General features: G+C 68.4%; 19 protein-coding genes and 1 pseudogene. 14 read left to right on the top strand and 6 right to left on the bottom strand.

All coding sequences use genetic code 11. The features are described 5' to 3' along the window. Positions 1–3: 3 nt before the first annotated feature. The 5 genes from WEE69_10190 to WEE69_10210 all read left to right on the top strand — a co-directional run bounded on the left by WEE69_10190 (position 4) and on the right by WEE69_10210 (position 5,326). Positions 4–1,395: a wax ester/triacylglycerol synthase family O-acyltransferase gene (locus WEE69_10190; protein MEX1145661.1), complete on the top strand. Its 1,392-nt coding sequence runs from the start codon at positions 4–6 to the stop codon at positions 1,393–1,395. 47 nt (positions 1,396–1,442) lie between these two features. Then, complete coding sequence (gene serC, locus WEE69_10195) at positions 1,443–2,576, top strand: phosphoserine transaminase (GenBank protein ID MEX1145662.1); 1,134 nt, start codon at positions 1,443–1,445, stop codon at positions 2,574–2,576. Continuing rightward, the gene (locus WEE69_10200) at positions 2,573–4,009 is read left to right on the top strand and encodes a thioredoxin family protein (protein ID MEX1145663.1); all 1,437 of its coding nucleotides are present in this window, start codon (positions 2,573–2,575) and stop codon (positions 4,007–4,009) included. The genes serC and WEE69_10200 overlap by 4 nt, the downstream gene beginning before the upstream one ends. A gap of 95 nt (positions 4,010–4,104) precedes the next feature. Further along, positions 4,105–4,620, top strand: a complete 516-nt coding sequence (locus tag WEE69_10205; GenBank protein MEX1145664.1) for a UGSC family (seleno)protein — start codon at positions 4,105–4,107, stop codon at positions 4,618–4,620. Between the two features lie 4 nt (positions 4,621–4,624). Next, entirely contained in the window at positions 4,625–5,326 is a 702-nt protein-coding gene (locus WEE69_10210) for a hypothetical protein (GenBank protein ID MEX1145665.1), read from the top strand. A 48-nt stretch (positions 5,327–5,374) separates the two neighbouring features. Here WEE69_10210 and WEE69_10215 read toward each other — a convergent pair whose 3' ends face one another. Further along, complete coding sequence (locus tag WEE69_10215) at positions 5,375–6,196, bottom strand: TIGR03560 family F420-dependent LLM class oxidoreductase (GenBank protein ID MEX1145666.1); 822 nt, start codon at positions 6,194–6,196, stop codon at positions 5,375–5,377. 19 nt (positions 6,197–6,215) lie between these two features. Beyond that, positions 6,216–7,463 (bottom strand): hypothetical protein, encoded by a 1,248-nt coding sequence (locus WEE69_10220; GenBank protein MEX1145667.1) that lies wholly within the window; start codon positions 7,461–7,463, stop codon positions 6,216–6,218. A gap of 141 nt (positions 7,464–7,604) precedes the next feature. On the opposite strand from WEE69_10220, the gene WEE69_10225 reads away from it, so the two are divergent. From WEE69_10225 to WEE69_10240, 4 genes are read left to right on the top strand one after another with little or no spacing between them, the layout of a single operon-like run. Beyond that, a complete protein-coding gene (locus tag WEE69_10225; GenBank protein ID MEX1145668.1) occupies positions 7,605–8,141 on the top strand; it encodes a MarR family transcriptional regulator in 537 nt (178 codons plus the stop codon). Then, the gene (locus tag WEE69_10230) at positions 8,138–9,415 is read left to right on the top strand and encodes an MFS transporter (GenBank protein MEX1145669.1); all 1,278 of its coding nucleotides are present in this window, start codon (positions 8,138–8,140) and stop codon (positions 9,413–9,415) included. The genes WEE69_10225 and WEE69_10230 overlap by 4 nt, the downstream gene beginning before the upstream one ends. Positions 9,416–9,434: 19 nt before the next feature. Continuing rightward, positions 9,435–10,499, top strand: coding sequence for an aldo/keto reductase (locus tag WEE69_10235; protein ID MEX1145670.1), 1,065 nt, complete (start codon positions 9,435–9,437; stop codon positions 10,497–10,499). After that, positions 10,496–11,104: an HD domain-containing protein gene (locus tag WEE69_10240; GenBank protein ID MEX1145671.1), complete on the top strand. Its 609-nt coding sequence runs from the start codon at positions 10,496–10,498 to the stop codon at positions 11,102–11,104. Before WEE69_10235 ends, WEE69_10240 begins: the two co-directional genes overlap by 4 nt. Positions 11,105–11,129: 25 nt before the next feature. Here WEE69_10240 and WEE69_10245 read toward each other — a convergent pair whose 3' ends face one another. Continuing rightward, a complete protein-coding gene (locus WEE69_10245; GenBank protein ID MEX1145672.1) occupies positions 11,130–11,888 on the bottom strand; it encodes a DUF4230 domain-containing protein in 759 nt (252 codons plus the stop codon). A 122-nt stretch (positions 11,889–12,010) separates the two neighbouring features. Here WEE69_10245 and WEE69_10250 point away from each other — a divergent pair, with 122 nt between their 5' ends. The 4 genes from WEE69_10250 (at position 12,011) to WEE69_10265 (ending at position 15,576) form a co-directional block, all read left to right on the top strand. Then, the gene (locus WEE69_10250) at positions 12,011–13,048 is read left to right on the top strand and encodes a TIGR03617 family F420-dependent LLM class oxidoreductase (protein MEX1145673.1); all 1,038 of its coding nucleotides are present in this window, start codon (positions 12,011–12,013) and stop codon (positions 13,046–13,048) included. Positions 13,049–13,196: 148 nt separating this feature from the next. Continuing rightward, on the top strand, positions 13,197–13,328 hold the full coding sequence (locus WEE69_10255) for a hypothetical protein (GenBank protein MEX1145674.1): 132 nt from the start codon (positions 13,197–13,199) through the stop codon (positions 13,326–13,328). Positions 13,329–13,430: 102 nt separating this feature from the next. Then, entirely contained in the window at positions 13,431–14,294 is an 864-nt protein-coding gene (locus tag WEE69_10260) for an amidohydrolase family protein (GenBank protein MEX1145675.1), read from the top strand. 85 nt (positions 14,295–14,379) lie between these two features. Then, positions 14,380–15,576 (top strand): amidohydrolase family protein, encoded by a 1,197-nt coding sequence (locus tag WEE69_10265; GenBank protein MEX1145676.1) that lies wholly within the window; start codon positions 14,380–14,382, stop codon positions 15,574–15,576. 64 nt (positions 15,577–15,640) lie between these two features. On the opposite strand, the gene WEE69_10270 is transcribed toward WEE69_10265, so the two are convergent. From WEE69_10270 to WEE69_10280, 3 genes and pseudogenes are all read right to left on the bottom strand, one after another. Then, positions 15,641–16,282 (bottom strand): PaaI family thioesterase, encoded by a 642-nt coding sequence (locus WEE69_10270; GenBank protein ID MEX1145677.1) that lies wholly within the window; start codon positions 16,280–16,282, stop codon positions 15,641–15,643. Further along, positions 16,271–16,555 (bottom strand): annotated as a pseudogene (locus tag WEE69_10275) (ubiquitin-like small modifier protein 1). Before WEE69_10275 ends, WEE69_10270 begins: the two are co-directional and overlap by 12 nt. Before the next feature lie 13 nt (positions 16,556–16,568). After that, positions 16,569–17,642: a sialidase family protein gene (locus WEE69_10280; protein MEX1145678.1), complete on the bottom strand. Its 1,074-nt coding sequence runs from the start codon at positions 17,640–17,642 to the stop codon at positions 16,569–16,571. A 92-nt stretch (positions 17,643–17,734) separates the two neighbouring features. Here WEE69_10280 and WEE69_10285 point away from each other — a divergent pair. After that, positions 17,735–18,731 (top strand): HD-GYP domain-containing protein (locus tag WEE69_10285; protein MEX1145679.1); only part of this gene is annotated, 997 nt, incomplete at its 3' end.

Below are 18,731 nucleotides of genomic sequence, written 5' to 3' on the forward strand. Positions count from 1 at the left end.
GCCATGGCCGACGACCTCTTCGAGCATGCGATGGGTGACGCCGACGCGCTCATGTGGAACATCGAGCGCGATCCGCATCTGCGCTCCCCGATCGTCGTGCTGCTGGTGCTCGACCGCGCACCGAAGTGGAAGCGGGTCCTGGAGAGACTCGAGCGCGGGACGCGGCTGATCCCGCGCATGCGACAGCGGGTCGTGGAGCCTGCGGTCCGCGTGGGCCCACCGGCATGGTCGGCTGATCCGGACTTCGATCTCGCGTACCACGCGCGGCGCATCCACCTGCCGAAGGGCAGCTCCTTCGACGCGGTGCTCGAGCTCGCCGAGCGTGCCGCGATGGGCGACTTCGATCGCGCCCGCCCGCTCTGGGAGTACACGCTCGTCGAGGGACTGCCGAAGGGTCGCGCCGCGTTCGTGTTGAAGGTCCACCACTCGATGACGGACGGTGTCGGTGGCATGCGCCTGCTGATGATGCTCTTCGATCTCGAGCGCAAGCCGCCCCCCGACGGGCCTGAGCCCGAGGCCGTGGTGCTGCCGGTGTTCTCGCCCACGAGTCTCATCGGCAGCGGCATCGCCTGGCAGGCGCGCCACGCCACCGACACCGCGCAGCGGATCGTCGACGTGGCCCGCACGACGTGGCAGCGCGTGCGTGACGACGCGGCCGGCGCACTCGACGAGGTCACCTCGGCTGCGGGATCGGTCGCGCGCTTCCTCGCTCCCGCGGCCGAGCCCTGCTCACCGCTGATCAACGCGCGCAGCCTCGACCGGCGAGTCTCCGTCTTGCGCGTCCCACTCGACGACCTCAAGCGGGCTGCGAGCGCGGCCGGCGGCACGCTCAACGACGCGTTTGTCGCCGGCGTCGTGGGCGGACTGCAGCGTTACCACTCGCGCCACGACAGCGAAATTCCCGAGCTCCGAATGATCATGCCGATCAACTTGCGTGGCGAGAGCGCCGCGCTCGGCGGCAACCACTTCACGCCTGCGCGACTGCTCGTCCCACTGGACATCGACGATCCCGTCGAGCGGTTGCGGGTGATCGGCGAACGGTGCCGAGAGCTGCGCGCCGAGCCCGCCGTCGCGCTCAGCGAGACCGTTGCCGGCCTGCTCAACCGGTTGCCACGGCGCGCCGCGACCCTGCTCTTTGGCTCGATGCTCAAGGGCGCCGACTTCGTCACGAGCAACGTGCCCGGGTCACCGTTCCCGCTGTACCTGTGCGGTGCCGAGGTTGATGCGCTCTACGCGTTCGCACCGCTCTCTGGCACAGCAGCCAACGTCGCGCTCCTCTCGCATTGCGGCACCTGTTACATCGGGATCAACACCGACCCGCGAGCCATCCCCGACACCAAGCGCTTCAAGAAGTCCATCCGCCGAGGCCTCCGCGAGGTCCTCGCCCTGAGCTAGGCAATCGCCCGCGTCGCCGGCGCGGTGCGTCGGTAGTCTCGACGGCGATGCCCCCGGATCCGGCCGCCATCGTTCTGCCGCCCGACCTGCGGCCTGCCGACGGGCGCTTCGGGTCGGGCCCGTCCAAGGTGCGGCCCGAGGCGGTCGCCCGGCTCGCCGAGGCCGCACCCACCTATCTCGGCACGAGCCACCGACGAGACGGAGTGCGTGCGGTCGTCCGGCGCATCCGCGAGGGTTTGCGCGAGCTCTACACGCTCCCTGCTGGCCACGAAGTGCTGCTCGGGAACGGTGGCACAACCGCGTTCTGGGACGCAGCGGCGTTCGGTCTCGTCGAGCAGCGCAGCGAGCACCTCGTCTTCGGCGAGTTCTCGGGCAAGTTCGCCGCCGTCACTGCCGGTGCGCCGCACCTCGACGAGCCTGTCGTCATCGAATCCGAACCAGGGACGCATCCGGAGTGGAAGGACGACGCCGGCTGCGACGTGCTCGCCACGACACACAACGAGACATCCACCGGCGTCACCATGAACGAGCTCGAGCCGCCGTTCAGTCACGAGCGCAGCATCGTGCTCGTGGACGCGACCTCCGCCGCCGGGGCGATCGACGTCGCGGCAGATGCTTTCGACGTCTACTACTTCGCGCCGCAGAAGGCGTTCGCGAGCGAAGGCGGGCTCTGGCTCGCGCTCTGCTCCCCCTCGGCACTCGACCGCATCGAGCGCATCGGCAGCACCAACCGGTGGCAACCACCGTCTCTGAGCCTTCCGATCGCGTTGGAGAACTCGCGGCTCGACCAGACCTACAACACGCCCGCGTTGACCACGCTGTTCCTCCTCGTCGACACCATCGAATGGATGCTTGGCAACGGAGGGCTCGCATGGTCCGTTGCGCGCTGCAAGCAGTCGGCCACCACCATGTACGGCTGGGCGGAAGCCAGCGAGTTCGCGACGCCCTTCGTGCACAAGCCGTCCGAGCGCAGCCCCGTGAACGCCACGATCGACTTCGACGGCGTGCAGGCTGATGACATCGCTGCGACCTTGCGCGCCAATGGCATCGTCGACGTGGAGTCGTACCGCAAGCTCGGTCGCAACCAGCTGCGCATCGCGATGTTCCCGGCGATCGAGCCCGACGACATCGAGGTCCTCACGCACGCGATCGACCACATCGTGGAGGCACTCACCGCGTGAGCACCACGCTGCCCGATGGGCTCGTGGCCATCGTGAAGCGTGACTGTCCGACGTGCCAGCTCGTCGTCCCGGTGCTCGGCCAGCTCGCCGAGGGTGAAGAGCCACTGACCGTGTTCACCCAGGACGATCCGACCTTCCCCGAGGAGCTCCATCCGGTGGACGACACGTCGCTCGAGGTGTCGCTCGCCCTCGATCTCGACACCGTCCCCACGGTGGTGCGGGTGACCGACGGACACGAGGTCGCCCGCATCGTCGGATGGAGCCGCGATGAGTGGGAGGCGTTCACCGGCCGGGCCGGGCTGGGTGACGGCCTGCCGCCGCACCGTCCCGGGTGCGGGTCGCTCACCCAGGATCCCGATTTCGCTGCGACACGCGCCGCGGCCGAAGGCGCGGCGCGCCTCAACTCCCGACGCATCGAGCTCGGCGAGCACGAGGACGAGATGGAGTCGATGTTCGAGCGAGGCTGGAGCGACGGTCTCCCGCTCGTGCCACCGACCCCGGCGCGCGTCGCCCGCATGCTCACTGGCACGACGCGCGACGCCGACGAGATCGTCGCCGAAGTGCCGCCCGACCTCGTCGGGTGCACCGTCGAGAAGATCGCGATCAACGCCGTGATGGCCGGGTGCCGGCCCGAGTACCTGCCCGTCGTGCTCGCGGCCGTCGAGGCGGCGTGCACGGAGGAGTTCAACATCCACGGCGTGCTTGCGACGACCATGCCGGTCGGACCGATCGTGATCGTGAACGGGCCAATCGCCCGGGCAATCGGCATGAACTCCGGCGGCAACGCGCTCGGTCAGGGCAACCGGGCCAACGCCACGATCGGGCGCGCCCTTCAGCTCGTGATCCGCAACGTGGGTGGCGGGCGCCCAGGCGAGGTCGATCGCGCCACGCACGGCAACCCGGGCAAGTACACGTTCTGCTTCGCGGAAGACGAGCAGGGATCGCCGTGGGAGCCGCTGCACGTGTTCCGCGGCTTCGAACCCGGTCAGTCGGCGGTCACCCTTTTCGCCGGCGAAGGACCACGCGTTGTCGTCGACCAGCTGTCGCGAGAAGCCGACTCACTCGTGCGCACGTACGCCGCGTGCCTACGGACCGTCGCGCACCCGAAGACCGTGGTCGCCATCGACGCGACCCTGGTGGTCGGCCCCGAGCACGCTCGAGTGCTTCGCGAGGCGGGGTGGAGCCGAGCACGGCTCCTCGAGGAGCTCGCCGCGCTCCTCCAGCTCAACGGGGCCGAGCTCATACGGGGTGCAGGCGGGATCGCCGAAGGTATGCCTGAGGCTTTTGCCGACACGGTGCTCCCGAAGTTCCGTGACGGCGGGCTGCTCGTGGTCCACGCTGGTGGTGGCGCGGGCCTGTTCTCGGAGATCATCGGAGGCTGGGCCGGCGGTGCGATCGGCAGCGAGCCCGTCACTCGGGAGGTGCGCACATGAGGCAAGCGACCGCGGCGCAGGTACCCTGCGCCGCGCGCCGGTCGCCGAGGTGGAGTTGAGCGGCCCGGCGCGGAAGGCGCCGAGAGCGGGGTGAGATGAGTCGGTTCGTGCTCGACCCCACCGGAGAGCTGGCGCCCGCGACGCGAGAGCGCACGCCTCGACCCACCTCGCTCGACGGCAAGACCGTCGGCCTCCTCGACATCAGCAAGGCTCGCGGCGACGTGTTCCTCGATCGCATCGAGGAACGCCTCGAAGAGCGCGGGCTGAAGGTGGAGCGCTTCCGCAAGCCGACGTTCACCAAGGTCGCGCCGATCGACCTGCGCCATGAGATCTCACAGAAGTGCGACGTGGTGATCGAGGCGCTCGCCGACTGAGGCTCGTGCACGTCGTGCAGTGTGCACGACATCGTGAACCTCGAAGGCTTGGGCATCCCGTCGGTGTTCGTCGCGTCGAGTGAGTTCATCGACGGCGCGGATGCGCAGGCGAAGTCCCTCGGCGCCGATCCGGCGCGAGTCTTCGTGCCCCACCCGATCCAGGACCGGACCGATGAGGAGATGCGGGCACTCGCCGACGCCGCGGTGGACGAGCTGCTCGGTCGTCTGATCGACTGAGCCCATGTTCCTACTGCACGAGGTTCACCGGGTCCGTGGCGCGCACGAAGTAGAGTTCGAAGCGGATTTCCGCGACGGCTGGCTCCCAGAGCTCGCCAAGGGTGACGGCGCGCGTCTTCTCTACTTCATGCATCTCGCCCACGGATCCGGTCGCGCGTACGTGGTCACCACGGTCACCGCGGTGCGCGACGGCGCGGCATGGGAGCGCCTGGCCGGTCGCGTACAGGACGGCGACCTACGCGCGCTCGCGCGCGACACCGACCAACACCGGCACCAGGTGCACGCCAAGTTCCTCCTGACCGTGCCGTGGGCACCACCCGTCGCCGATATCGACGAGGTGCCGACGACGCCTCAGGATCACGAGCTCACGTTGTTCATGGAGGACACCGCCTGGCCTCATGAGGGAATGCTCGACGACTACCTGGAGGCCGCGCGCACGCACTACGCGCCGAGCATCTCCGAAGGTCGCGGCCGAGGGATCCTCGAGCTGCTGTCGGTGTTCCAGACTGCGTGGGGAACCGGCCGACGGGCCGAGGTCATCCTCTGGCAGCACATCACCGACCACGACCGGTTGAAGAACCTGCTGCTCACCGAGGTGCCGCCTGAATACCGGGCCCCCGGCACGTGGATGCACGACGCGCTACGCGTCCGTGACGACTGGGAGAGCCGCCTGCTCCGCACGACCGCCTGGTCGCCGCTCGCTTGACGTGCGTCTCTCACCCCGGAATAGGCGGGTGAGGGACGCACCCAGGGCTTAGGTGGCGAGGAACCGGGCCGCGAACTTCTCGACGCGGGCGGCGCCTTGAGGCGGCCAGCCACCCACGAGGTAGCCAAAACCGGCGTCGCGCCACGCGTCGACGTTGGCTTGCATGGTGTCCCAATCGTCCTCGAGTGACAGCGACGCGGCGCGCAGGATCTCCGACGGGTCGCGCCCGGCCGCCTCGGCCATGGCGCTGAGACGCGCCGACTTCGGTCCGAGGTGCTCGACCGGTCCGAAGCAGTGCCACACGTCGGCGTAGCGCGCGGTGATGGGCATCGTGCGCTTCTCGCCAGACGCGCCGATCCAGATCGGGGGGTGTGGCTGCTGCACCGGTCGCGGGTGCAGCGTGGCGTCGCGCACCTGGAGATGCTTGCCCTCGAACGTGAACCCATTGGTCGTGAGCAAGCCGCGGATGATCTGCAACGCCTCTTCGAAGGCGTCGATGCGATCCTTGGTGCCCGGGAACGGGATCCCGAGCTCGTGGTGCTCCTTGTCGAACCACGCGGCACCGTACGCGAGCTCGTAGCGGCCGTTCGACGCGTGATCGATCGTGATCGCCTCCGCCGCGAAGATCGACGGATGGCGGTACGTCATGCCGCTCACCAACAGTCCGAGCCGAACCTGTGACGTGACCCCGGCCAGCGCGGCGAGCGTGGTGTTCCCCTCGAAGCACTCGCCGGGGCCGTCGCCGTACATGGGTTGGAAGTGGTCGAAACCCCACACCCCGTCGAAGCCGACGCGATCAGCGAGCTGTGCTCGCGAGACCACCTCGGCGAACGGCATGCGTTGCTGCGCGATGTCGAGCCCGAACCTCATCTCCCGCTCTCGTCGCTGACTAGTGGGGGACGGTGTTGCCGAGCTCGGGGTGTTCGCCGCTGAACAGCCCCCAGGCGCTCTCCCAGCCGGGCACGACCCAGGCGTGGACCATCCACGAGTCGGAGCCGTCGGTCTTCATGCCGCCGCGGCGTGCGCACTCGGCCGGCGTGGTCTCTTCGCTGCCGACCACGCCCTGCGGGCTCACGCACAGCCCGATGTGCTGGTGCCAGTGGTCGTTCGGCCCGGCGAAGCCCTCCGGCGGGTCGTTCTTGCTGGTGCGGGCCCAGTAGCTGAGTCCCACCATCCGACCGTCGAGGCCGCTCGTGTCATAGAGCAACATCTCCGGCTCGTTCACGTCGAACTCACCGTCCATGAGCGACGTCTTGATCCAGTGCGCGCCGATGCACGCGAGGTAGGGCGTGATACGGACGTAGCCAGCCTTCTTGGCATCCGCCGCGGTCGGGTACTTCTGCGCGGCCACCCGCGCCAATGCGAGCTGTCCACCGAGCACATCGCGCGTCGCGGCGTCGGTGATCGCTGCTTGAGACGACGGACCACGCTCGCCGTGTCCACCCGAAGCCTGACCTTCGGACACGGGTGGGCCGCTCTCCTCGCAGGGTGAAAGGCCGGTTGCCGACTCGATGCCCGCCGTGTGCGAGTGACCGGCGGCCTCGAGATCCTCCGGCGACACACCACCGCCGCCCACCGTCACGGCGTGGTCGTGGTCGGCCGCGACCGACGCGTCGCCATGCTGATGGGTCTCACCGGCGACCGCAGGAACAAGCGCCAGCGTGGAGAGGATGATGACTGCGGCACCGAGCGCACCCACCGTCGGCAGGGCGACCGCGGGCGACAAACGCCGGAGCGTTGCGCGCGACGAGAGGAGCGCACCGCAGCCCAACACCGTGAGGCCTTCGAACAGGGTCGCGAGCACGTCGGGGAACTCGGCGGGCTCGGCGGTCCACGGGTGGTCGCCGATCGGCACGCCGAACGTGCGCGACACCACCCACACAACGACGATCCCGAGGCTGACGACAGCCCCGGTACGGAGCAGCCAACGACTCGGGCGGAGCAGCACCCCGAGCCCGAAGGCCAGCTGGAACCAGGCGGCGAGCGCGAAGAACACGCCGTGGCCGGTGCTCTCGCCGAAGTGGTCGCCCATCACGGCAAAGTGGACGAAGGCGCCACCGAACGAGAGCGCCGCAAGCGCCCAACGCCACGAACCGTCGAGCTGGTTGAGGTCGTCGCGACGCGTCTGGCTAGCCATGTCCCTCCCGATCCCCCGCGAGGGGTGCAACCAGCATACGGCCGAACCGCCGTTTCACCTACTCGCGGGTCACCTGGAATCCGCTGGCGCGGAGGCGGCCGATCTGGAATACTTCGATGAACTAATTAGTTAGGCGAAATGATGACGCCAACCCCCGTGCTCCCCGACACCGGCCTCGCCGAGCAGCTCCGGCTCGCGATCACCCGCCTCGCCCGCCGCCTCCGCCAGCACGGCGACCCCGGAGATGCGTCACCGACGCAGCTCTCGGCGCTCGCGACGATCGAGCGGCGCGGGCCCATCACCCTCGGTGACCTCGCCGCGGCCGAACGGGTTCAGCCGCCGACGATCACCGCGGCCATCGACCGCCTCGAAGGTCGGGAGCTCGTGGGTCGCCGCCCGGATGAGGCCGACCGGCGCGTCGTGCGCGTCGAGATCACCGGCGCCGGGCGCAAGCTCCTTGCTCGCAACCGCTCCCGCAAGACGGCGTACCTCGCCAAGCGGCTCGACTCGCTGAGCGCCGCTGACCGCGCCACCCTCGCCGAGGCCACCGTCATCCTCGACCACCTCCTCGAGCCGGGGGGACCAGAGGCGAGCCTGCGCGGCGCAGGTACCCTGCGCCGCAGCGAGCCGTGGCCCGAGCGGCCCGGCCGGCAGGGCCGAGAGCGGGCAAGAGGATGACGCCGATCGAGCGCGCCGCGCGCCGCACCTTCCACTCGTTGCGCACGCGCAACTTCCGCCTGTACTTCATCGGTCAGGTGATCTCTGGAACCGGGTCGTGGATGCAGTTCGTCGCGCAGACGTGGCTGGTGTTCCGGCTCACGCACAGCGGCGTGGCCGTGGGTGTCACGATCGGTCTCCAGTTCGCGCCGATGCTCCTCGCAGGCGCCTGGGCCGGCGTCTTGGTGGACAGGCTCGACAAGCGCCGGCTTCTGATCGCGACGGCTGCGGCATCGGGACTGCTCGCGCTCGTCCTCGGCCTCGTTACCGTCGCCGGCGTCGTCGAGGTGTGGATGGTGTACGTGCTGGCGACAGGTCTCGGCGTCGTCACGGCGCTCGACAACCCCGGGCGACGCGCGTTCGTCCCGGAGATGGTCCCCGCGAAGGACGTGGCCAACGCGGTCGGGCTCAACAGCTCCGTCTTCACCGCCGCGCGCGTCATCGGACCGGCAATCGGCGGCTTGGTGATCGCCGGCGTGGGCGTGGGCTGGTGCTTCCTCCTCAACGCAGTGTCGTTCGTCGCGGTCATCTGGGCATTCGGCGCGATGCGCCCTGCGGAGCTGCACCCGTCACCGCCGCTCGCCAAAGGGCGCCGCCAATTCCAGGATGGGCTCCGCTACGCATGGCGCAATCGGCCCGTGCGGGTCGCGCTGCTGTTGACCGCGGTGATCGGCACGTTCACGTTCAACTATCAGGTCGTGCTCCCCCTGCTCGTGAAGCACGAGTTCGGGGGTGGCGCCGATACCTTCGGCACGCTGCTCGCGGTGCTCGGCGCGGGCTCGTTCGTCGGCGCGCTCGCGGTCGCGCACCACGGGCGGGCGAGCATACGCATCATGATCGCAACCACCATTGCGCTCGGGGTCGCGATGACCGCGGCCACGTTCGCTCCGACGCTCGGCACCGAGATCGCGGTGCTCCCGCTCGTGGGCCTCACGTCCATGCTGATGTTGGCGATGGCCACCGCCGTGTGCCAGGAGGAGACGGCGCCCGAGTACCGAGGCCGCGTGATGGCGCTGTTCGGCGTCGCCTTCTTGGGGAGCACCCCGATCGGCGGACCGATCGTCGGCTGGGTCTCCGAGTCCTTCGGACCGCGGGCTGGGCTCGGGATCGGCGCGGTCGCGGCACTGGCCGCCGGCGTGACCGCGTTCGTCGTGGCTCGCCGCGGCGACGAAGTGGCGCCGGTCGAGGCGTCGGAGGTCGCGCTGGCCGCCGACCCCGCGGTGGCGGTGTCATAGCGATCTAGGGTCACGGGGCATGGAGGCGACTGACCGCGGAGCCGTGGCCCAAGCGGCCCGGCGCGCAGCGCCGAGAGCGGGAGTGATGGAGCATCGACCACTGGGTTCCACCGGGATCTCGGTCGCGCCGCTGTGCCTCGGAGCGATGAACTTCGGCGATCCGACCGACGCCAACGAATCCGCGCGCATGGTGGATCGGGCGATCGATGGCGGCATCAACATGATCGACGTCGCCGATGTCTACGCCGGCGGTGAGAGCGAGAAGATCCTCGGCGCTGCGCTCGCGGCGAACGGGAAGCGTGACGAGGTCGTCGTCGCCACGAAGGTCGGGATGCCCCGCGGGAAGGGTGACCCCGAGCAATGGCACCGGCGCGAGCACATCGTCGCGTCGTGCGAACACAGTCTCGCGAGCCTGCGTACCGACCACATCGACCTGTACCAGCTGCATCGTCCGACCTTCGCCGGCGTGCCCCAGGAAGAGACGCTCGCGGCCTTCGACGAGCTCGTGCAGTCGGGCAAGGTCCGCCATGTCGGATGCTCCACCCATCCGGCGTGGTTCCTGATGGAAGCCCTCGCCATCTCCGAGCGCGACGGTCTGGCGCGCTACGAGACCGAGCAGCCGCCGTACAACCTGCTCGATCGCCGCATCGAGAACGAGCTGCTGCCGCTGTGCCGCAAGTACGGGATCGGTGTTTTGCCGTGGTCCCCGCTCGGTGGTGGGATCCTGGCCGGCCGATACAACGACGGTGTGCCTGCCGACGCGCGTGCGAACCGCCGCCCACAGATCAAGGACCGCATCACCACGCGAGGCATCGACGTCGCGCGAGAGCTCGCAAAGCTCGCGGCGGAGCGTGGCCTCTCGGTCACGCAGCTCGCGTTGCTCTGGTGCAAGGACCAACCCGGCATCACGGCGCCCATCATCGGCCCCCGCACGCTGGAACAGCTCGACGATGCGCTCGGTGTGCTTCGGGAGACACTCGACGACGAGACACGAACTGCGTGTGACGCGCTGGTTCATCCAGGGAACGCGGTCGCCGACTTCCACAACACCTCGTTCTGGATGACCGCGACGGTCGAACCATGAGCGACGACCTCCCCACCGCCGTTCTCGGCGCGCGCTTCTCCGAAGCCGTGCGTTGGACGTCGATGCTGCACGCCGACCAGTGCCGCAAGGGCACCCGCATCGCGTATGCCTCGCACCTACTCGGTGTCGCGTCGCTCGTGCTCGAGGACGGCGGCACCGAAGAGGACGCCATCGCGGCGGTGCTGCACGACGCGGTCGAGGACCGCGGCGTGGTCGAGGCCGAGATCCGCGCGCGCTTCGGCGAGCACGTGGCGAGCGTGGTCGTGGCGTGCAGCGACGGTGTTGACGGGCCGCGCGACTCGAGCGACTGGAAGCTGCGCAAGGAGCGCTACCTGTCACACCTCGAGCACGACGAGCTGCCGGAGGGCACGCTTCGCGTTGCCGCCGCCGACAAGCTGCACAACGCGCGCTCGATCCTCTCCGATCTGCGCGACAGCGGCTCCGACATGTGGGCTCGCTTCAACGCACCCGGTGACGAGCAAGCCTGGTACTACCGCGAGCTCCTGCGGGTGCTCGAGCAGCGCCACCCAGACTCCGTGGTGACCCGCGAGCTCGGTCGCGTCGTCACCGAGCTCCTCACCGAGATCGAGCGTACTGACGCGTAGCCACGTGCCGGCACGCCCGTCCCCCTTAGTTGCCCGCGCCCCGTGTCGGAGGCTTCTCGAAGGTCACGTTCACGTCAGTGAAACCGAGGCGACTGAGAAAGGCTTCGAGCATGTTCGCCGTGTTCTGCTTCGCACGGTCGACGAGGTTGTTCTCGCGTGCCGCTTTCTCGATGCGGTTCTCAGCTTTGACATAGAGGGGACGGTCGTTGACCGGGTCTCCCTCGAACGCGTCACCGAGTCGATTGACGAGACCACGGCTTCGATCGGTGATCTCGCTCTGCTTGGGGTCGATCACGGCGTTCCCGAGCTCGGGAGACGACAGCGTGATCCGCACCGAGTTGTCGGCGTTCACCTGCACCGCGTCGGTGGCCAGCACCTTGAAGTCAACGCTGACGGGAACCGTTCCGACGGCTCGAAGTGTCGTGCTCTCACCGGCGATGAAGTCCGGCAGGATCGGGACGCCCTTCTTGATCGTGATGTCCTCTTGATACGTCCCTTCGATGGCGACGTACGACGACAGGTTCTTGATCTCCTTGAGCAACACCTTTGAGCTCGTCGTGGTGGTGCCTGAGCCAAAGATGCCTCCGAGATCGACCAACCCGGTGATCGCGCCGACCACGAGCAAGATCGCGAAAGCGATCGCGCCGAGACCCGCGGTGTGGAGCAAGCCGCCGAAGCTGCGTCCGCCGCCTCCGCCACCGCGCCGGCCTTCTTCGGTGACCAGGCGCACGGTGACCTGCGGATCGCGCGTCGCGGGACGCTCTTCGAGCAACGTAGTCATCATTCCTCCTGCGGCTGCAAGCGACTCTGAGTGTCGCGCACCCACGAGTCTGACCACGCATACTCGGAAAAGGTTTCGAGATTTCGATTCAGCGTACGGTGTGACTCGTAACGAGGGAGGCTCGTTTGAAGATCGACACGATCGCGATGGGTCGACCACTTCGCGACATACCGGGATTGGTGCGGGAGGTCGAAGACTGTGGCTTCACCGGCGTGTGGTTCACCGAGAGCGGTCGCACCGCATACACGGGATGCACGGCCGCCGCATTGACTGCACAGAATCTTGACATCGGGACCGCGATCGCCGTCGCGTTCCCGCGCAGCCCGATGGTCACGGCGCAGGTGGCATGGGAGCTGGCCGACACCACCGCGGGCCGCTTCGTGCTCGGGCTGGGAACGCAGGTCAAGGCGCACATCGAGCGCCGGTACTCCGCGCAGTTCGATCACCCGGGTTCACGCTTGCGCGAGTACGTCTTGGCGCTGCGAGCCATCTTTCGCGCGTTCCAGGGCGACGAGTCGCTCGACTTCCACGGCGACTTCTGGAACTTCGACCTCATGCCGCGAATGTGGAGTCCGGGACCGATCGAGCATCCCGACGTGCCGGTGTACATCGCAGCCGTGCGCCCCTGGTCGGCCCGTATGGCCGGCGAGGTGTGCGACGGCATCCATGTTCACCCGTTCCACTCGATGCGCTACCTCCAAGAGGTGGTACTCCCAGCGGTCCGCGAAGGCGCCGCGTCGGCCGGACGCGCCCCGGACAGCGTCGCGGTCGTGTGCCCGATCATGGCGATCCTCGGGGACACCGAGGAGGAGCGGATTCGGGCGCGCGACGAGACGCGCCTTCGCATCGCGTTCTACGGATCGACCCGTACGTACAGCGGCGTCTTCGATCTGCACGGCTGGGAGGGAACCGCTGATCGCCTGCACGAGCTCCAGCGTGCCGGTGATCTGAAGGGCATGGCCGAGACGATCACCGACGACATGCTCGAGGTGTACAGCCTCGAATCGACGTGGGACGGCCTGGCCGACGCACTCGTCGACAAGTACGGGGGCATTGCCGACCGCGTGGTGATGTATGACGCGTCAGCCAACTGGACCTTCGGCGCCGGATCACTCGAGCGTTGGCGCGAGGTCACCGCCGCGGTCACGAAGGCGACCACCTAGATCACACCAACGACTGCTCCTACTCATGGTCGCGCTCGCTCGGGCTCGGGATGCCGGAGCCCGCCCCTTTCAGGGGCCGCTCGGCTGCTCGTAGTATCCGGACCGCAGCCGCCCCTCCGGGGCGGCGGATCGACGCAGGAGGTGCGCAATGGGATTCGGACGAGCACTCGGCAGGCTGGCGACACTGGGCGCCGCGATCGGCGGGATCGTGTTCTTCTGGCGCAAGCGGCAGGAGAAGAAGGGCACGGCCACCTCGCCGACGGCGAGCGACACTCCCTAACCCTCAACGCTCCCCGCACGCCCGGCCGCCGGGCTTGATGCAGACGTGCGCGCGCGCTCGCGGCTGGGCGACAATCCGCTCCTACCGCGAGCAGGAGTGAGGATGGGATTCCCGCGAGGTGTCGGCGCCGTCGATCTGATGATCGGCTTTCCGATGCGCGATCACCACAAGGTCTACGAGTACCTGATGAAGGGCATCAAGGACGACGAGTCCGAGTCGATGGCGATGCCTGCGGGCTACATGTTCAAGGAGGTCCCGGAGGACGCCGACGAAGGCATCGACCCGATCGAGGTGACGATCGCCGAGATGGACAAGTGCGGCGTGGAGAAGGGCTTGGTCGGCTTGGGCAAGCAGTCGATCGAAGCCGCGAAGCGCTACCCCGGTCGGTTCCTGTTCTCGCTCGAGATCGATCCCAACGACACGATGGGATGCGTCCGCAAGATGCGCAAGGCGAAGGACGAGCACGACCTCACCGCAATCACGTTCTTCCCGTCAGGCTGCCTGCCGCAGGTGAACATCGACGACGCCAAGGTGTACCCGATCTACGCGACGTGCATCGACCTCGACATCCCGATCATCGCGAATGCGGGCATAGCGGGCCCGCGGTTCCCGTCGGAATGCCAGAACGTGATGCGCTTCGACCAGGTGTGCTTCGACTTCCCCGAGCTGCGCATCGTGATGCGCCACGGTGCGGAGCCGTGGGAGGACCTCGCGGTGAAGCTCATGCTCAAGTGGCCGGGGCTGTACTACATGACCTCGGCGTTTGCGCCCAAGTACTACCCGAAAACCGTCATCGACTACGCGAACACGCGCGGCTCCGACAAGGTGATGTATGCGGGGTACTACCCGATGGGTCTCTCGTTGGAGCGCATCTTCCAGGAGCTCCCGGACGTGCCACTCCGCGACCACGTGTGGCCCAAGTTCCTGCGCGAGAACGCGCTCGAAGTGTTCAAGATCGAAGGATGACTACGAAGCGCGGCGAGCGAAGCGAGCTCGCCCAGCGAACGAACGGCAGCGGGCCGGGTATCCCGGCCCGCAGAGAGTGAGCGAGATGGACAGGTACATCCTCATCTCCGCCGACACCCACGGCGGCGGGTCGATGGACCAGTACGCCGAGTATCTCGACCCGGAGTTTCGAGACGAGTTCGACGCGTGGCGCAATCGCTACAAGAACCCCTTCAAGGACCTGCACGGTCACCTGCGCACGCGTAACTGGGACAACGAACGTCGCTTCAGTGAGCTCGAGGAGGACGGCGTCGTCGGCGAGGTGATCTTTCCGAACACCGTCCCGCCGTTCTTCCCCACCGGCGCCATCGTCGCCCGTCCGCCGAACGCCGAGGAGTACCGACAGCGCTTGGCCGGCATCCGGGCGCACAACCGCTGGCTCGCCGACTTCTGCTCCGTGAAACCGGAGCGGCGCGCCGGGGTCGGCCAGATCTTCCTCAACGACGTCGACGAGGCGATCAAGGACGTGCAGTTCGCCAAGGAGCACGGTCTGCGCGGTGGCGTGCTGATGCCCGGCGTACCCGACGACACCGACGTGCTGCCGTTGTGGGACCCCTACTACGACCCGTTGTGGAGCGCATGCGAGGACATGGAGGTCCCGATCACGCACCACTCGGGCCAAGGATCACCCGACTACGGGAAGTACTCGGTCGCCTGGACCATGTGGATCTGCGAGACCCAGTTCTTCTCGCACCGGCCGCTGCACCACATGATCATGGGCGGCGTGTTCGAGCGGCACCCGAAGCTCGTGTTCGCAATGACCGAGCAGGGCTGCGCGTGGATTCCCGGCGTGCTGAAGATGCTCGACGGCTTCTACACACAGATGGCGTCGGGTCGCATGGGTGAGATCAAGTTCGACAGCGAGGGACAGCTGTCGATGAAGCCGAGCGAGTACTTCACGCGCAATTGCTACGTCGGCGTGAGCTTCCCGAACCCGGTGGAAGCCGCGGCGATGAAGGTGGTCGGGATCGACCGCTGCATGTGGGGCAGCGACTACCCACACCACGAGAGCACGTACCCCTACACCACCGAGGGTTTGCGCTTGGCCTTCTCCGACTGGGACCCGGGCGACGTCCGGCGCGTCGTCACCGAGAACCCCGCCAAGGTCTATGGCTTCGACGTCGACGCGCTCGCGCCGATCGCCGCGAAGGTCGGTCCAACGGTCGACGAGATCAAGGTGCCGCTCGACGAGGTGCCGGGTGACTCGGGCAGCCCCGCGTTCGGAACGATGGCATCGAGGTAACCACCGACTTTTCGGCACGTTCATCAACCTCTGAGGTTGTCCAGCGTGCCGAGAATCCCCGCGGTCAGTCGTCGAGGAGCTCGCGGGCGTGGCGGGCCCACCGTTTGCCGTCGACGAGCACGAGCACCGCGTCGCACGTCGCGAGGACCTTGTCAGCCAGGCGCACGTCGGCATCCACGAGGAGCTTGCGCTCGGTCCGCTCGCGCAGCCGCGCCCGGAATTCCACCGTTCGCTCCGTCGGCACGGGCGCCTTGTAGTCGACCGTGATACCGCCCGTGAAGCCCGGATGACCAACCATCCCGAGGACGAAGCCGACCAGGTCGTCGAACACCGCGGCGACCATCCCGCCGTGCACCCGGCCCGGCGCGCCCTCGAACGCGGCGCCGAACCACGCATCCGCAACCACCTCGTCACCCTCGCGTCGAGCCGTGAAGTCGACCGCCGTCGGGTTGGCAGGACCGGCCACGGCGCGGTCGTCCAGGGGATGCCGGCCCTTGGCCGTGGTGTCGATCACCGCACCCTCGCCGAACGTGGGCACGATGCGCTCACGGCGCGGCCAACCCTCCAGCTCGACCGCCGTGCCGGCAAGGAGCTCGCTGATCCGGCGCAACGTGGTGTCATCGGCTTCGTGCGCGCTGAGGGCGTGGGCGACCCTGCGCACCGCCGCAGCCGCAGCAAGTCGTGGATCCTCTCGTCCCCCTGACACTGCGGGGAGGATGCTCACTTCGGCACCGTCGGGCACGGATGCCGTGAGTCCGCCGAGGAGGCGCGCATCCTCGTCGCCGACGTACACGTGCACGTGACGGCGCAGCGCTCCTTGCTCGTCGAGCACACGGTCCACCACGCCAGGGCAGGCATCCGTCAACGATGCAAGGACCTGGGCCACCGTGGCGGCGGCGCCGGTCTCGACCGCGATCGTCGCTCGGCCATCGGTGAACTGACGGAGCGCGGCGGGGATTCGGACCGTGACGGCTCCCACGCGAGCGCGGTGCTCAGTTGAAGGCCGTGGCGCGAACGCAGAGCACCGCGGGCAGGAACTCGACCAAGAGCTCCCACGACTCACCCTCGTCGAACGAACCGAACACCTGGCCGGTACGAGTCCCGAAGTAAAGGCCTAGCGGGTCGGCACCGTCGTGGCAGAACGCGTCTCGCAGCACCGTGAGGTGTGCGCCGTCTTGCGGCAACCCGTTGCCGAGCGGCGCCCACGACGCGCCGGCGTCCTGCGTGCGCCATATCCGACACTTCGCGTCGGGCATGCAGCGGTAGTTGGCGTCGAGTGGGATCGCGTACGCCGTGGCGCCGACGCGGGGGTGCGTGACCATGGGAAAACCGAAGTCGGATGGCACGTCATTCGCGATGTCGTTCCACGTCACGGCGTGGTCGTCCGATCGGAACAACCCGCCGTGGTTCTGCAAGAAGAGCCGGTCAGGATCCTGGCCATCGCGCGAGACCTTGTGCACGCATTGCCCGAACTCCGGGAAGTTGGTGGGATCGTCTCCCGTCGGGATGCTCGCGTTGCGCGCCGTCCACGTCGTTCCACCATCGTCACTGCGGTATACACCGCCCGCGCTGATCGCGACCAGAAGACGCTGCGGATCGCGTGGGTCGACGAGGATCGTGTGCAGACCGAGACCGCCGAAGCCTGGCTGCCATTGCGCGCGGTGCGGGTGGTCCCAGAGGCTTCGCACCAGCGACCACGTCTCACCGCGGTCGTCGGAGCGGAACAGCGCGGCGGGCTCCACGCCGGCATAGATGACGTCGGGCTCGGCAGCCGTCGACGGCTGGAGCTGCCACACCTGCCCGAGCGATTCGCCGGTGTCGTCGGGGAACCGCAGAGGACGTGTTTCGGGGTCGGTCCAGGTGCGACCGGCGTCATCGCTGAGCCGCACCCCCGAGCCCCACCAGTCGCTCGTCGAGCCGGCGAGCATCCGGACCGGGTTGGAACGGGTGTCGAACGCCAGGGCGGGGACCCGCTCGCCCTTGAACAAGGGGCCCTCGACCTCACCGCCCCGTAGGAGAAAGGCGCCCTTGATCGTCCCGATCGCCACGCTGACGTCATCTCGCATGGGGCCGAACGTACCTGCTTTCGGGCCATCGCCCAGGCCCGGATTATCACTTTGTGTGGTCAAATGACCACTCTCCGCGCGATACTGGGGCCATGCAGGCCCCCAGCACCACCGGGCGGGCGCGCTGGGCGGCGCGGCCGCTGCTCACCTTCCTCGTGCGAGCGCTGGTGCTCGCGGTCCCGGTGGTCGCCGGCCTCGGTGCGGGCGCGCTGGCCAGCGAGCTGCTCCCAGAGGCACACGGCGCCGCTCGGATCGCCTGGTTGGTCGCGGTTCTCGGCGCGGCCACCGTGGCGACGCTGGGCGCCGACGTCTTGGCCCGCCGGCTCCTCCCCCTCACCGCGCTGCTGCGACTGACCCTCGCGTTCCCGGATCACGCACCGTCGCGCTTGCGGGTCGCACTGCGCGCCAGCAACGTCCGTTGCCTCCAGACGCGCGTCCAGTCTCCCGAGCACGCCGACCTGCCCGATGCCGAGCGCGCGGTCGATATCGTCGCGCTGGCCGCGGCGTTGAATTCGCACGACCGCCGCACACGCGGGCATTCCGAGCGCGTGCAGGCGCTGACGCGACTGGTGGCCGAGGAGCTGCACCTCGACGCGGACGAACGTGACCGCCTTGGCTGGGCCGCGTTCCTTCACGACATCGGCAAGCTCGAAGTGCCCAGGGCGATCCTGAACAAGTCGGGCCCACTTGACGACGACGAGTGGGCAGTGCTGAAACGTCACCCGGCTGAAGGCGCGCGTCTGATCGCCCCGCTTGGCGCATGGCTCGGGGATGCCGCGCACGCGATCGACGAGCACCACGAGCATTTCGACGGGACCGGCTATCCACGCGGTCTCGCAGGCGACGAGATCTCACGCGCGGGGCGCATCGTCGCGGTCACCGATGCGTTCGAGACGATCACCGCGGCGCGTTCGTACAAGCGGCCGGCCTCGCCCGCCGAGGGACGCGCCGAGCTGACGCGCTGCGCGGGCACCCACTTCGACCCGCACGTGGTGCGGGCGTTCCTCGACGTGTCCCTCGGGCGCCTGCGCTGGGTGCTCGGGTTCGGCTCTTGGTTCGCGCTCGTGCCGGTCCTCGGTGCGACCCGGG

The sequence above is a fragment of the Acidimicrobiia bacterium genome, assembly GCA_040881685.1.
Classification (GTDB): Bacteria; Actinomycetota; Acidimicrobiia; order IMCC26256; family PALSA-555; genus SHVJ01.